Origin of the sequence: Microbacterium sp. LTA6 (assembly GCF_045690355.1) — a bacterium.
Classification (GTDB): Bacteria; Actinomycetota; Actinomycetes; order Actinomycetales; family Microbacteriaceae; genus Microbacterium.
Genome location: NZ_CP147855.1, coordinates 956,837 through 971,524, shown reverse-complemented (window position 1 = coordinate 971,524; position 14,688 = coordinate 956,837). Strand labels below are relative to the sequence as shown.

At 68.6% G+C, this 14,688-nt stretch carries 14 protein-coding genes; 11 read left to right on the top strand and 3 right to left on the bottom strand.

Going from position 1 to position 14,688, the window contains the following annotated elements; genetic code table 11:
- Positions 1-8: 8 nt before the first annotated feature.
- The 7 genes from LTA6_RS04515 (at position 9) to LTA6_RS04485 (ending at position 7,546) form a co-directional block, all read left to right on the top strand.
- Positions 9-1,025, top strand: coding sequence for an ABC transporter permease (locus LTA6_RS04515; protein ID WP_341976350.1), 1,017 nt, complete (start codon positions 9-11; stop codon positions 1,023-1,025).
- Positions 1,022-1,900, top strand: a complete 879-nt coding sequence (locus tag LTA6_RS04510) for an ABC transporter permease (RefSeq protein ID WP_341976349.1) — start codon at positions 1,022-1,024, stop codon at positions 1,898-1,900. The genes LTA6_RS04515 and LTA6_RS04510 overlap by 4 nt, the downstream gene beginning before the upstream one ends.
- A complete protein-coding gene (locus LTA6_RS04505; RefSeq protein WP_341976348.1) occupies positions 1,897-3,564 on the top strand; it encodes an ABC transporter ATP-binding protein in 1,668 nt (555 codons plus the stop codon). The genes LTA6_RS04510 and LTA6_RS04505 overlap by 4 nt, the downstream gene beginning before the upstream one ends.
- On the top strand, positions 3,561-4,532 hold the full coding sequence (locus LTA6_RS04500; protein WP_407358732.1) for an ROK family protein: 972 nt from the start codon (positions 3,561-3,563) through the stop codon (positions 4,530-4,532). Before LTA6_RS04505 ends, LTA6_RS04500 begins: the two co-directional genes overlap by 4 nt.
- Before the next feature lie 160 nt (positions 4,533-4,692).
- Positions 4,693-6,210, top strand: coding sequence for an SDR family NAD(P)-dependent oxidoreductase (locus tag LTA6_RS04495; RefSeq protein WP_341976346.1), 1,518 nt, complete (start codon positions 4,693-4,695; stop codon positions 6,208-6,210).
- A 74-nt stretch (positions 6,211-6,284) separates the two neighbouring features.
- The gene (locus tag LTA6_RS04490) at positions 6,285-6,728 is read left to right on the top strand and encodes a GyrI-like domain-containing protein (RefSeq protein WP_407358731.1); all 444 of its coding nucleotides are present in this window, start codon (positions 6,285-6,287) and stop codon (positions 6,726-6,728) included.
- Positions 6,725-7,546, top strand: a complete 822-nt coding sequence (locus tag LTA6_RS04485; RefSeq protein WP_407358730.1) for a GyrI-like domain-containing protein — start codon at positions 6,725-6,727, stop codon at positions 7,544-7,546. Before LTA6_RS04490 ends, LTA6_RS04485 begins: the two co-directional genes overlap by 4 nt.
- Before the next feature lie 113 nt (positions 7,547-7,659).
- Here LTA6_RS04485 and LTA6_RS04480 read toward each other — a convergent pair whose 3' ends face one another.
- Complete coding sequence (locus LTA6_RS04480) at positions 7,660-8,826, bottom strand: epoxide hydrolase (RefSeq protein ID WP_341976343.1); 1,167 nt, start codon at positions 8,824-8,826, stop codon at positions 7,660-7,662.
- A 61-nt stretch (positions 8,827-8,887) separates the two neighbouring features.
- Here LTA6_RS04480 and LTA6_RS04475 point away from each other — a divergent pair, with 61 nt between their 5' ends.
- Positions 8,888-9,850: a helix-turn-helix transcriptional regulator gene (locus tag LTA6_RS04475; protein WP_407358729.1), complete on the top strand. Its 963-nt coding sequence runs from the start codon at positions 8,888-8,890 to the stop codon at positions 9,848-9,850.
- Positions 9,851-9,995: 145 nt separating this feature from the next.
- Here the strand turns inward: LTA6_RS04475 and LTA6_RS04470 are convergent, their stop codons facing one another.
- Positions 9,996-11,081, bottom strand: coding sequence for a sensor histidine kinase (locus LTA6_RS04470; protein ID WP_407358728.1), 1,086 nt, complete (start codon positions 11,079-11,081; stop codon positions 9,996-9,998).
- A gap of 10 nt (positions 11,082-11,091) precedes the next feature.
- Entirely contained in the window at positions 11,092-11,784 is a 693-nt protein-coding gene (locus tag LTA6_RS04465) for a response regulator transcription factor (RefSeq protein WP_341976340.1), read from the bottom strand.
- 88 nt (positions 11,785-11,872) lie between these two features.
- Here LTA6_RS04465 and LTA6_RS04460 point away from each other — a divergent pair, with 88 nt between their 5' ends.
- From LTA6_RS04460 to LTA6_RS04450, 3 genes are read left to right on the top strand one after another with little or no spacing between them, the layout of a single operon-like run.
- Positions 11,873-12,520, top strand: a complete 648-nt coding sequence (locus LTA6_RS04460; RefSeq protein WP_407358727.1) for a M15 family metallopeptidase — start codon at positions 11,873-11,875, stop codon at positions 12,518-12,520.
- The gene (gene alr, locus LTA6_RS04455) at positions 12,517-13,665 is read left to right on the top strand and encodes an alanine racemase (protein WP_407358726.1); all 1,149 of its coding nucleotides are present in this window, start codon (positions 12,517-12,519) and stop codon (positions 13,663-13,665) included. The genes LTA6_RS04460 and alr overlap by 4 nt, the downstream gene beginning before the upstream one ends.
- A complete protein-coding gene (locus LTA6_RS04450; protein ID WP_407358725.1) occupies positions 13,662-14,639 on the top strand; it encodes a D-alanine--D-alanine ligase in 978 nt (325 codons plus the stop codon). The genes alr and LTA6_RS04450 overlap by 4 nt, the downstream gene beginning before the upstream one ends.
- Positions 14,640-14,688 lie beyond the last annotated feature (49 nt).

Genomic DNA, 14,688 nt, shown 5'->3' with positions numbered 1-14,688 from the left:
TAGGTGACATGAGCGTGGTGGAAGCAGCGCCGAGCGCGCAGAAGAAGGAGAGGGCCGGCGGCTCTCGGTTCTGGTGGTACCTGTTGCGACGGGTCGGCCAGGGCGGGATCGTCATCCTCATCGTGACGCTGATTGTGTTCGCGCTGCTCCACCTCGCCATGCCGCAAGGGCCTGCGGCCGGCATCCTCGGGATGCAGGCGTCGCAGGAGCAGATCGACGCGTTCAATCGTGAGAACGGGTTCGACCTGCCTCTCTGGCAGCAGTACTTCAACTTCCTCGGGCAGCTGGTCCAGGGCGATCTCGGCGATTCGTTCAAGCTCAATCGCCCGGTGGCGGATGCCATCGGCCAGCGGCTCCCGAAGACGCTGATCCTCGCCCTCATCTCGATGCTGGTCGCGCTCATCGTCGCGATCCCGATGGGCATCTTCCAGGCGGTTCGCCGCGGCAAGACCGCGGACTACGTGCTGACGACCTGGAACTTCATCGTCTACTCGACGCCGTCGTTCTTCCTCGGGTTGATCCTCGTGATCGTGTTCGCGCAGTGGCTGCGGCTCGTGCCCGCGCAGGCGCCGCAGGGAGAGACCATCGGCGACGTGCTGGCGAATCCGGCCGGTCTGGTGCTTCCGGTGCTCACCGCCGCGCTCGGCATCATCGCCACGTTCTCGCGGTACATGCGATCGGCCACGATCGACAACCTCTCCGAGGACTACGTCCGCACAGCGCGGGCGAAGGGCACCTCGGTGCGCGTCGTGATCACCCGTCACGTCGTCCGCAACTCGCTGACGCCGGTGATCGCGATGCTGGGCTATTACCTGCCCGTGATGTTCGGCGGCATGATCGTCGTCGAGTCGCTCTTCAACTACCCCGGCATGGGTCTGCTGTTCTGGACATCGGCCCAGACATCCGACTACCCCGTCCTGCTCGGCTGCATCCTGGTCATCGCGCTCGCGACGGTCATCGGCTCGCTGCTCGCCGACATCATCCAGGCGCTGCTCGACCCGCGCACCCGTGAGGAGCTCTCGTGAGCACGACGACCATCCTGACCCGCACGCTGACCCCGCGTCAGCGCGGCATGCGGCGCTTCCTGCAGAACAAGCTCGCGGTCTTCGGCATCGTGACCATCGTGCTGTTCCTGCTCTTCTGCTTCCTGGGCCCGCTCGTGCACCCGACCGATCAGATCCACACGGACCTGCGCAGCACGATGCTTCCTCCCGGAACGGCCGGTCACCCGCTGGGCACCGACGATGTCGGCTACGACGTGCTCGGTCGCCTGATGATGGGCGGGCAGGTGTCGATCCTCATCGGTCTCGCCGCCGGTGTGCTCGCCACGGTCATCGGAACGCTGTGGGGAGCCATCGCCGGATACGTCGGCGGTGCGGTCGACACCGTGATGATGCGCGTCGTCGACGCCGGCATCGCGATCCCGGCGACGTTTCTGCTGCTCATCCTCTCCGCGATCCTGCGGCCGAGCGTGCCGCTGATGATCTGCGTCATCGGACTCGTCTCCTGGCTCGTGCCTGCGCGCCTCGTGCGTGCAGAGTCGATCTCGCTGAAGTCGCGGGAGTACGTGCTGGCCTTGCGCGCGATGGGCGGCACCCACCCCCGTGCGGTTCTCAAGCACATCGTGCCGAACACGGTCGGCACGATCGTCGTCAATGCGACGTTCCAGGTCGCCGACGCCATCCTGCTCGTCGCGTACATCTCGTTCCTCGGCATGGGCCTGCAGAAGCCGGCCACCGACTGGGGTGCCATGCTCACCAGCGGCATCACGTACACCTACGCCGGCGCGTGGTGGCTGATCTTCCCCGCCGGTTTCTGCATCGTCCTCACCGTGTGCGCGTTCAACAGCATCGGTGACGGGCTCCGTGACTTCTTCGACGTGAAGGGGCGTGCCGCATGAGCGACGCACTGCTGTCGATCACCGACCTCGAGGTCACCTTCCGCACTGAGGACGGTCCCGTCCAGGCCGTGAAGGGGATCGACCTCGAGGTTCATCCGGGCGAGGTCCTCGCTCTCGTCGGCGAGTCGGGTTCCGGCAAGTCGGTCACGGCCATGGCGGTGCTGAAGCTGCTGCCGCGCTCGGCCACCGTCACCGGTTCGATCCGCCTCGGCGGGCGCGAACTGCTGCCTCTCGGCGAGTCCGAGATGAACGCCGTGCGCGGCGCCGAGATCTCGATGGTGTTCCAGGAGCCGATGACCGCGCTGAATCCCAGCATGCGGATCGGTGACCAGATCACCGAGGCGATCCTCAACCACAGTCCCGTCTCGAAGGCCGCCGCGTGGGAGAGCGCCGTCGAGCTCCTGCAGCGGGTCGGAATCCCCGAGCCGGTCCGTCGGGCCAAGAGCTACCCGCATGAGCTGTCCGGGGGACAGCGTCAGCGCGTCGTCATCGCGATCGCCCTCGCGTGCGAGCCCCAGTTGATCATCGCCGACGAACCGACGACCGCGCTCGACGTCACCGTGCAGGCCGAGATCCTCGACCTCATCCGGCGCCTCGCGGCGGAATCGGGAACGGCGTTCCTGCTCGTCACGCACAACATGGGCGTCGTCGCCGACATCGCCGATCGCGTCGCCGTGATGTTCCGCGGCACGATGGTCGAGGTGGGCGACACCCGCACTGTCCTCACTGCGCCACGCGAGGAGTACACGAAGAAGCTGTTGAGCGCCGTGCCGTCGCTTCCCGATCTCGCCTCCGTCGTCGAGCGGAGCGTCGAAGTCCCCCAGACGGCGGCCGTGCTCGAGCTGGTCGACGCGAGCGTGACGTATCGCCGCGCCGGACGCCCGTTCCTCGCGCTCGACGGCGTGAGCCTGCGCATCCAACCGGGAGAGATCCTCGGACTCGTCGGTGAATCCGGGTCCGGTAAATCGACGCTCGGACGCGCTGCCCTCGGCCTGCTGCCGCTGTCCGGTGGCGAGATCACGCTGTTCGGCGAGAAGGTCGGCCGCGGCGGAGCATCGCGTCGCCGCGAGCGCGAGCTCCGCGGACGCGTCGGTGCGATCTTCCAGGACCCCGGTTCGAGCCTGGACCCGCGGATGACCGTCGGCGAAGCGATCGCGGAGCCGATGCTGGTGCAGCGACGGAAGTTCCCCACGACGGCCGCGCAGCGCCGAATCCGGGTGGCCGAGCTGCTCGACGCGGTCGAGCTGCCGACGAACTACGCGACCCGGTACCCGCATGAACTCTCCGGCGGCCAGCGTCAGCGCATCGGCCTCGCCAGGGCGATCGCGCTGGAGCCGGAGCTCATCATCGCCGACGAACCGACCTCGGCCCTCGACGTCTCCGTGCAGGCGGCGGTGCTCGAGGTCCTGCGCACGCTGCAGGAGAAGATGCACTTCGCCTGCCTCTTCATCAGCCATGACCTCGCCGTCGTGCACGAGATCTCCGATCGCGTCGCCGTGATGCTGAAGGGAGAGATCGTCGAGACCGGCTCTGCCGACGACGTGCTCCTCGCGCCGCAGCATCCGTACAGTCGTCGACTGCTGGCATCCGTTCCCGTTCCCGACCCGGACAAACAGGCGCTGCGGCGGGAGGCCCGGGCCGCAGCCCGGGCGATGGCGTCGTGATCGGCGCTGCCACCGACGCGACGAAGGGCCCGGAGGGACGAACGGCCGCAGAGCACGGCGGGTCCGTGGTTCTCGGCATCGACGTCGGCGGATCGAGCGTCAAGCATATGCTCGCCAGGGCGGATGCTTCGATCGCCGAGCCACCCGTACCGCTGGCCCGTGGACGGAACGCGACGCCGAAGCGGGCGCCGGTGGACGGGCTCGCCGCGATCGCCGAGGCGGTGCGAGGCGAACGGACGCTGACCCGGCTCGTCCTCTCGATCCCCGGGATCGTCGACGAACGCAACGGCGTCGTGGTGCGCTCCACGAACATCCCCGCTCTCGACGGCTGCGCCCTCGGCGAGCGGCTCGGAGCAGAACTCGGAATTCCGGTGGATGTCATCAACGACGGCCACGCCGCCGCCATCGCCGAAGCGTCATGGGGTGCGGGGAAGGGCGTCGAGGACATCTTCGTGCTCGCGCTCGGCACCGGTATCGCCGGTGCGCACGTGGTCGACGGCCGGGTCGTGCCCGGTGCTCACGGGTCAGCCGGCGAACTCGGGCACATCACGATCGACCCGGCCGGAAGCATGTGCTCGTGCGGAAGGCTCGGCTGCCTGGAGACGATCATCGGTGCGCCGGCGCTGCATGCCGCCTGGACGGCAGCCGGCGGCTCGGGCGGAACGGAGTCGCTCTTCGCCGCGTTCGGTGCGGGTGACACGGCCGCGACGACGATCGTTCAGCATGCCTCGTCGGCGCTCGCCGAGGCGATCCTCACGCTGTGCGCTCTCGTGGACCCGGGAGGCATCGTCATCGGCGGCGGTCTCGCTCAGGCGCCGCACCACTTGGTCACGCTCGCGGAACGCTACGTCGCGGAGCGTGCGACGTTCCACCGCGTGCCGCCGATCATCCCGGCATCCCTCGGGGAGTGGGCCGGCGTGAACGGGACCGTCCTCACCGCGCTTCGTCGGCAGCGCGCGCTGGGCTGAGCGGGCCCGCGGCGCGCTGCGCGTTCTTCGCAGGTCTGCACGTTCTTCGGACGAATTCGGCCACATCGTGCGAAGAAGCTGCTGATCTCCGAGATCCGCGCTGGCAGGCGGCGCTCTCGGACGGACCGAACGCCCAGCTCAGTCGCGTAAAATCGGCACAATGACCGACGCCCCGACTGCTCCCGCTGACGACGGCGCCGGCATCGACCCCGAAGACCTCGCCACCGCGTTGCGCGTCCTCACGCAGATGGACCAGCTCGACGAGGAGCATCCGGACTTCGTCACCATGCGCCGCGCGACAGCCGCGATGTTCAAGGCCGTCAAGCGCGTCCGGCGCAAGCAGATCCGGGATGCCATCGCTGAGGCCGACAAGGCCGTGGTCGCGCGCACCGCGACCGGCGCTCCGGACCGCATCGACGACGAGACGCGCGGCAACGACCTCGCGACCAGTGTCATCGACGCACCGATCGCCGGCGAGCTGCTGAAGCCCCGCAACTGCTACATCTGCAAGCAGCCGTACACGCTCGTCGACGCCTTCTACCACCAGCTGTGCCCCGATTGCGCGCGCTTCAGCCACGGCAAGCGCAACGCCCACGCCGACCTGACCGGCAAGCGCGCGCTGCTCACCGGCGGCCGCGCGAAGATCGGCATGCACATCGCGCTGCGGCTGCTCCGCGACGGCGCGCACACCACGATCACGACGCGCTTCCCCCGCGACGCCGTCCGCCGCTTCTCGGCCCTGCCCGATTCGGGCGAGTGGCTGCACCGCCTGCGCGTCGTGGGCATCGACCTGCGCGATCCCGCTCAGGTGATCGGCCTGGCCGACTCCGTCGCCGCCCAGGGGCCGCTCGACATCCTCATCAACAACGCGGCGCAGACCGTGCGGCGCTCGCCGGGTTCGTACTCGCTGCTGGCGGATGCCGAGCTGCAGCCGCTGCCCGACGGTCCCCTGCCCGAGATGGAGACCTTCGGGCACACGAACGATCAGCATCCTCAGGCGCTGCAGGCGTCCGTGGATGCGCATCCGCTGCTGTCTGTCGCGGCCCTCGGCGGCACCGTCGCCGAGCAGGGCGGCCAGTCGCTCACCGCCGAGGACCTCGCGCGGCTCGCGATGGCTCCTGGATCGTCGTCGCTGGCGAAGCACGCGGACGGCACGGCGATCGACGCGGGCGGACTCGTTCCCGACGTGAACCGCGTGAACAGCTGGGTGCAGTCGATCGACCAGGTCGATCCACTTGAGATGCTCGAGGTGCAGCTCTGCAACACGACGGCGCCGTTCCTGCTGATCAGCCGACTGCGGCCCTCGATGGCGGCATCCGCTGCGCACCGGAAGTACGTGGTCAACGTCTCGGCGATGGAGGGGCAGTTCTCCCGCCGGTACAAGGGCCCGGGGCATCCGCACACGAACATGGCGAAGGCCGCGCTGAACATGCTCACCCGCACCAGCGCCGGCGAGATGCTCGAGACTGACGGCATCCTGATGACCGCCGTCGACACGGGCTGGATCACCGACGAGCGTCCGCACTACACGAAGGTCCGCCTCGCTGAGGAGGGTTTCCACGCCCCGCTCGACCTCGTCGACGGCGCCGCTCGGGTGTACGACCCGATCGTGCGCGGCGAGGCCGGCGAAGACATCCACGGCGTGTTCCTGAAGGACTACGAGCCCAGTCCCTGGTGAGTGTCGCTGCTTCGGGCGCGATTCGTCGGCGAACACCGCAAGAATCGTCAAACCGGGGCGGGCAGGCTGAAGCCATGACAATCACACAGGAGCAGTTCACCGTCGTCGGCCTTCCCCTGCGCACGAACAACCGGGAGGCTGCGGCGACGATCCCGCCGCACTGGGCGGCATTTGTGCAGGCGGACGTCGCGGGCAGGATGGATGCCGGAGGAGACGTCTACGCCGTGTACGCCGATCACGAGCATGCGGGTGTCGACAACCTCGGGGACTACACGCTCATCATCGGCCACCGTGTCGCCGATGGGGCCGCCGTTCCGGAGGGGTTGACCTCCGTGGTCGTGCCGCGATCCGAACGCGAGGTCGTCGAGCTGGAAGCAGGCCGCCCCGACCTCGTCGGCGAGGCATGGCAACGGATCTGGGCACGAGAAGACCTGGATCTCAGCTATCTCGCCGACTTCGAGCGGTACGCGGCGGATGGCGGCATCGAGATCTCGCTGGGTCTACGCTCGGCATCGTGAGAGCCGCGCAGTACCACCAGCAACTCGATGAGGTGACCGCGTACATCTACGAGCATCTCGATGACGATCTGGACCTCGAGATCCTCGCCCAGGTGGCGAGGTTCTCGCCGTATCACTGGCATCGCGTCTACCGTTCGGTGCGCGGAGAGACCGCGGCTCAAGCCGTGCACCGGCTTCGGCTCGAACGCGCAGCCTCAATGCTGGTCGAGACGGACCTGTCGATCCCGCGGATCGCCCGTCGGGCCGGCTTCTCGGGGGTGGAGACGTTCACCCGTGCGCTGTCGCGCGGTTACGGCATGCCGCCCGGTCGCTTTCGCGAAGACGGTGCGCACGCGGTCTTCCGGACAGCCCAGGCGGAGCGCCTCGATGCGCATCCGGTGGAGATCCGCGAGACGGAGGAGCTCGTTCTCGCCGTCTCCCCGCATCGAGGGGCGTACATCGACATCGGCCAGGCGTTCGCGCGCGTGCGGGACCGGATGGGTGACAGTCGACGGATGATCGCGATCTACGAGGATGATCCCGAGGCCGTTCCCGTCTCCGCACTGCGTTCGGCGGCGGGAGTCGTCCTCGCCGAGGATGCCGCAGTTCCGGCGCCCTTGGAACGAAGGACGATCCCGGCCGGGCGCCACGCGGTCATGCGCTATGTCGGGCCGTACGCGTCGATGCACCGGGCCTACCTCTGGCTGTACGGTCAGTGGCTGCCCGCATCGGGCGAAGAGCCTCGCGATCATCCGGTGTTCGAGGCGTACCTCACCGACCCGGCTGTGACCGCTCCGAATGACTCGGTCACAGAGATCCTGCTCCCGCTGGTCGGCTGATGATCTCGTGCCACTTGTCGGACCATGTTGCGATTGTCGGACCGATCTCGACGAATCGTCCTGCAGGTGCAACGTGGTCCGACAAGTGGCGCAGATCACTGTGTCGGCGAGGCTCAGCGGAGTTCGCGAATAAACGCTCGCACGTCGGACACGAGCATCTCGGGCTCCTCGAGAGCGGCGAAGTGTCCGCCGCGCCCTTCGACGTCGGTCCAGCGGACGATGTTGTTCGTCTTCTCCTCGGCGAAGCGCAGACCGACGTCGTGCGCGAAGACGATGACGGCGGTGGGGACACCCGAGCTCTCGGGCTGCGCGCCCCACTCGGCATCCTGCGCATAGCCGACATAGGCGGACGTGCCGCCTGAGGATGTGAACCAGTACAGCGAGGCGTTCTCGAACAGGAAGCGCTCGCCGACGATCTCGGCCGCGGGCTTCTCGGCCGGATGCGTCCACTCCTGGAACTTGTCGAGAATCCAGGCGAACTGCGCGACCGGACTGTCGGCGAGCATCGCGCCGATCAGGCCAGGGCGCGTCGACTGGATCGCGATGTAGCCGAACTCCTTCTGCATGAACTCGGAGACCCGGCGCAGGCGGTCGTGTTCCACGGGCTTCAGCGATGCGGCGGTCTCCTCGTCGAGTTCGCCCAGGAACGTTCCGAGCGAGCCGTTCGCGTGCACCCCGATCACCCGTTCCGGAGCGAGGCGCGCCATCTCCGGAGCGACACCCGCACCCACGTCGCCGCCCTGCACCGCGAAGCGCTCGTATCCGAGTCTGGTCATCAGCTCGAGCATCACGACGGCGATGTCGCCGCGCCCCCAGTCCGTGCCGACCAGGGGCATCGAGAACCCGAACCCCGGATGCGACGGGATCACGACGTCGAAGGCGTCGGAGGCGTCTGCGCCATGGGCGACCGGATCGGTGAGCGGGCCGATGAGTCCTTCGAACTCCAGGAAGGATCCCGGCCAGCCGTGCATCAGCAGCAGGGGTGTCGCATCGGGGTGCGGAGATTTCACGTGTACGGCGTGGATGTTCTGGCCGTCGATGTTCGTGATGATCTGCGGCAGCGCGTTCAGCCGCTCCTCGGTCGCGCGCCAGTCGTGCTGCGCCCATCGAGTCACGAGGTCACGCAGTTCGGTGGAGGGGATACCGGTGCTCCCGTTATCCACCGGGAGCGGGTCGGCGAAGCGCGCGTTCTGCAGCCGCGAGCGGAGGTCGTCGACCCCCGTCTCGGGGATCTCGATGTGGAAGGGGCGGATGCGGCTGTCGGTCTGGTTCGTGTTCATGTCTCCAGAATCTCGCCATAACCGGCCATAATATGTCCTGATAGCGAAAGAGACTCGGAGCATGACACGGACGACCGGACGCACTCTCGAACTGCTCTCGCTTCTGCAGGCACGACGGGAATGGAGCGGGGCGGAACTGCGCGACCGCCTCGAAGTGAGCGGGCGCACCCTCCGGCGCGACATCGACGATCTGCGTGAGCTCGGCTACGGGATCGAGGCGACCCGAGGTCGCCATGGCGGCTACCGGCTCGGCGCTGGAGCGGCTGTCCCTCCACTGACCCTCTCCGCCGACGAGTCCGTCGCGATCGCCGTCGGGCTGCGCGCCGCCGCGACGAGCGTCGTCACCGGCATCGAAGACGCCTCGGCGCGCGCACTGGCGAAGCTCGAGCAATCACTGTCGCCGGCGACCCGCCGCCAGATCATCGACGTCGAACGGGCGATGGTGTCACTGTCGTCGCGCCGTGACGAAGTCGACCTCGATGTGGTCACAACCGTCGCATCCGCGATCGCCGAGCGACGGCGGATGCAGATCGACTACACCCGCCACGACGGCGTCGAGGTGCGGCGAGCGGTCGAACCGCACCGCATCGTGCACACGGCGGAGCGCTGGTATCTCGTCGCCTGGGATCCGGAGCGCGAAGGCTGGCGCACTCTGCGGGTCGATCGGATGCGGCATCCGCTCATCCTGCGCGACGAGTTCCCGGAGCGTGACATCCCCGACGACGCCCTCCGTCAGTTCACGACGCGGAGCATCACCACCGCGCCCTATCCGTACCGCGCCCGACTGCGGATGAAGGCACCGGCTGCTGTCGTCTCCCGCCACTTCGATGTCACGGTCGCGGAGGTCGTCGACGAGGGCGGCGGCACCAGCATCCTCACCGCCGGCTCGCGCTCACCCGAGGAGTTCGCCTTGTACCTCGGGATGTCCGGGATCGAGTTCGAGCTGCTGGACGGAGAGGATGTCCGCCGTGCTCTCGTCGACATGGCGGCGAGGTTCACCCGGGCTGCCGGGGTGGCCGAGTAGATCACGAGACCCGATCGGATGCCACTTGGCGGACCATGTTGCAGTTGTCGGACCGATCCCACCGGATCGTCCTGCAGGTGCAACTTCGTCCGACAGATGGCACACGCGAGACCCCGAAAGGGCCTCGAACGCGGATGCCGGAAGGTCAGACCAGGGGCCCGGGATACGGATGCGGCAGCCACACCGTCACGTTCAACCCGCCGCCGACGCGGGGAGTGAGGTGCAGGGAGCCGTCGTGGGCCTCGGTGATCCGCTGCGCGATGGCGAGGCCCAGCCCGATGCCGGCATGATCGTCGCCACGGGTGCGCGAGGCGCCGCGCTGGAACGGCTCGGCGAGGATCGCGACCAGGTGCGGCGGAAGCACGGCTCCGGTGTTCTCCACGACGAGCGCGATCGCCTCGGGGCGCGCATAGGTGCGCACCGTCACGGTGCCGCCCTCGGCAAGGTTGTGCACGATGGCGTTGTGCACGAGGTTCGTGACCAGCTGCTGCAGGAGCGCCGGCGATCCGAGGGCGCGGGCGGCGTCGCCGCCGACGTCCAGGGAGACACGGCGCCGATCGGCGAGCGGGGCCAGCGTCTCGACCGCCTCTTCGGAGGAGAGCGAGAGATCGACGACCTCACGGACGAATGCGCGACCGTCGGCACGGCTCAGCAGCAGCAACGCCTCGGTCAGATCGATCGCCCTGGTGTTGACCTCCTGCAGGCGATCGATGAGCGCATCCACATCGCGTCCCGGATCAGACCGTGCGACCTCCAGCAGGGCCTGGGAGATCGCCAGCGGGGTTCGGAGTTCGTGCGAGGCGTTCGCGGCGAAGCGCTGCTGCTCTGCGACATGCGCCTCGAGCTGCTCGAGCATCGAGTCGAACACGTCGGCCAGGTCTCGGAACTCGTCTCTCGGACCCTCGAGCGCCACGCGATGCGACAGCGAACCCTGCGCGGCCAGCCTCGCCGCCTCGCCGATTCGGCCAAGAGGGGCGAGCATGCGTCCCGCGAGGACCCATCCGCCCACGAACCCGCCCACGATCAGGAAGAGCATCACCAGGATCGCGACCGGCGTGAAGGCGCGCAGCAGATCGGAGCGGTTGGGGATGAATTCACCGGGGAGCATCTGCGGAATCTGCACATCAGGCACGTACCGGAGAAGAAAAACTCCGACGACAGTGAGGAGCGCGGCTCCGGCCAGCACGACGATGAGAGCGTAGCTCAGCGTGAGTTTGAGGCGGGCGCTCATCCCCCGACGCCTAGGCACCGGCATCCGCCCCTTCGGCATCCGCTTCCGTCTCGATCCGGTAGCCCACCCCGGGAACCGTGAGGATCAGCCAGGGCTCGCCCAGCCGCTTTCGCAGAGACGACACCGTGATCCGCACGGCGTTCGTGAACGGGTCGGCGTTCTCATCCCATGCGCGTTCGAGCAGCTCCTCGGCGCTGACGACACCGCCGGCCGCATCGACGAGCACCTCGAGCACGGCGAACTGCTTGCGGGTCAGCGCGACATAGCGACCGTCTCGGAACACCTCGCGCCGGAACGGATCCAGGCGGAGCCCCGCGATCTCGTGCACGGGTGGCCGCGTACGCACGCGCCGACGGTCGAGAGCGCGCAGTCGCAGTACGAGCTCGCGCATCTCGAAGGGCTTGGTGAGGTAGTCGTCGGCGCCCAGCTCGAACCCCGTCGCCTTGTCGTCGAGACGGTCGGCAGCCGTGAGCATCAGGATCGGGATGCCGCTGCCCGACGCCACGATCCACTGCGCCACCTCATCGCCGGAGGGGCCGGGGATGTCGCGATCGAGCACGGCGATGTCATACGCGTTGATGCTCAACTGCTCGAGGGCGGTGTCGCCGTCGCCGGCGATGTCGGACGCGATCGCCTCGAGCCGCAGACCGTCGCGGATGGCCTCGGCGAGATAGAGCTCGTCCTCGACGATCAGCACACGCATGGCTCAGATCCTACGCACCCCGACATATCGCGAGCATATGCAAATGTGCATACGGCAGGGCAACACGCGGCCTCCTTGACTGGGGAACATGAACGACACCTCTGCTCCCCGCTTCCTCGGCCGGCGCCTCGCCGCGGCCGGCATCGCGATCGGCCTCGTCGCCGCTGGAGTGATCGTCACCCAGCAGGCGCTGGAGGCGGCATCCGCCAACACACCGACTTCCACCGCGACGTCCGGCGATCCTGGTCATGCCCCCGCTGGCACCAGCCTCGCCCCGAGCGAAGCCGACGGCGTGATCCGCGACGATGCTCGGCCCTCGGTGTTCGACGATCACCTTCCCGCGGTGAGCAAGCTCGATCCCGCACTCCTCGAGGCTCTGCGGCGTGCGGCGACGGATGCCGCTGTCGACGGCGTCGAGTTCGAGGTCAACGGCGGGTGGCGTTCGACGGCGCTGCAGGAGAAGCTGCTGACGGATGCCGTCGCCGACTACGGCTCGATCGAAGAGGCGTCGCGCTGGGTGGCGCCGCCCACGGCATCGGCGCACGTGAGCGGCCAAGCGGTCGATCTGGGGCCGCTCACCGCGCTCGACTGGCTGATGCAGAACGGCGCGCAGTACGGCCTCTGCCAGATCTACGCCAATGAGTCCTGGCACTACGAACTGCGTCCGGAGGCGATCGACGACGGTTGTCCGGAGATGTACAGCGATGCCAGCGTCGACCCGCGGATGACCCGATGACGCTCTTCCGGTCTGCCGCCACGATGACCTCAGCAGGGCCGCACCTGCAGGGCCCCACGCTGCAGGTGCTTCCGGTAGCAGTGGCTGCCAACGTCCGCCGCGTGCAGGCGCGGACCGACGCGCGGATCATGGCCGTCGTGAAGGCCGACGGTTACGGGCACGGGGCGATCGCGGTGGCCCAGGCGGCGGTCGCGGCCGGCGCCGAGCAGCTCGGTGTCACCGATATCGCCGAGGGATCCGTGCTGCGGGCGGCAGGGCTGACCGTGCCGATCCTCGCCTGGCTGCATCCTTCCGGCATCGACGCCGCTCGCGCGGCCGCCGACCGGATCGACGTCGCGGTGGCCTCGGTCGACGAGCTGCGGCAGTTGATCGTGGATGCCGGGCCGCTGGGCGACCCCGCGATCCGTGTGCACCTGAACGTCGACACCGGGATGGCTCGCGGCGGATGCCCGAGTGAGCACTGGGAGGAGCTCTTCCGCCTGGCGCGTGCGGGCCACGGCCTCGGCAGGATCGACGTCGTGGCCCTCATGGGGCATCTGCCACTGGCCGACTACGCCGATCCCGCGCAGAACGCCGCCGCCGTCCTACGGATGGAAGCAGCGGTCGCCGCGGCACACACCTCAGGACTCGGACGGCTGCTCGTCCATCTCGCCGCGACGTCGGGTGCGCTGACCGATCGCGCGACGCACTTCGACATGGTCAGGATCGGTGCAGGGCTCGTCGGCATCGATCCGTCCGGCACCATCGCCCTGAACGGCGCCTCGCGGCTGACCGCGCCGATCGTGCACACCGCCCGAACGCCGAGGGGTACGCCCGTCGGCTACGGCGGGATGCACGTCACCGACCGCGACACGCACCTGAGCGTGATCGGACTCGGCTACGCCGACGGCATCCCGCGCGGGCTGTCGGCGAACGCCGCCGTCGAGATCGGCGGCCGGCGGCATCGCATCGTCGGCCGCGTGTCGATGGACCAGATCGTGATCGACACCGGTGCCGAGGCCTTCCCGCACGGCACCACCGCGACCGTGTTCGGTCCCGACGGGGGAGCCGTTCCGAGCATCCATGAATGGGCCGACTGGGCCGCAACCATCCCGCATACGATCGTCGCCGGCATCGGGCCGCGAGTGAAGAGGAGCACCACATGAGCACGAACGTCCTGGTCATCGGCGGCGGTCAGAACGCCGAGCACGAGGTCTCTCTGGCGTCCGCCGCTGCCGTCGGGAGCGCGCTGCGATCGGGCGGTTTCGCCGTCACCGCCGTGACGATCGCGCGGGACGGCACGTGGATCCAGGAGGGCGTCGCGCTGGGTGCGGGTGCGGCAGGATCGCTCGCGGCCGCGGTCGCGCTGATCGACCGGGTCGACGTGGTGTTCCCGGCGGTGCACGGTGCACTCGGCGAAGACGGTGCGCTCGCCGCGCTGTGCGCTCTCGCGCATACGCCGGTGGTCGGGTCCGGGTCGGGTGCCGGGGCGATCGGTATGGACAAGTGGGTGACGAAGCTCGTGGCGGATGCGGTCGGCATCCGCACCGCGCCGGGAATCGCCATCTCCGTCGACGAGATCGACGACCTCGAGTTCGATGAGGACGTGGTGGTCAAGCCGGTCTCGGCCGGATCCAGCTATGGCGTGACACTGGTGCGCGACGCCGCGCAGCTGCGTTCGGCGCTGCGCACCGCGGCGGAGTACGACCGCCGCATCCTCGTCGAGCGGGTGATGCGCGGCCGCGAGATCGATGTGGCCGTGATGCGCGATGCAGACGGGACCGTCTGGGCGCCGCCGCCGCTGGAGATCCACGCCGAAGGCCTGTTCGACACCGCGGCGAAGTACGACGGCTCTGCACGTTTCACGGTGCCGGCGGAGCTGAGCGACGTGGATCGGCGCGCGCTGACGGAGGCTGCGCTGACCATGTTCGACGCGCTCGGGTGCGCAGGCGTCGCCCGGATGGACTTCTTCCTCACCGAAGACGGGCCGGTGCTGAACGAGGTCAACACCATGCCGGGCATGACCGCGGCGTCGCAGGTCCCGCGGATGTTCCAGGCTGCGGGGGTCGCCTATCCCGAGCTCGTCGCGCGCCTGGTGCACAGTGCCGTGGTGCCGGCACTCACCCCCGTCGTTCGTTGAACGAGCTCTCCCCCGGTCGTTGAGCGAGGGAGCGCAGCGACTGAGACGA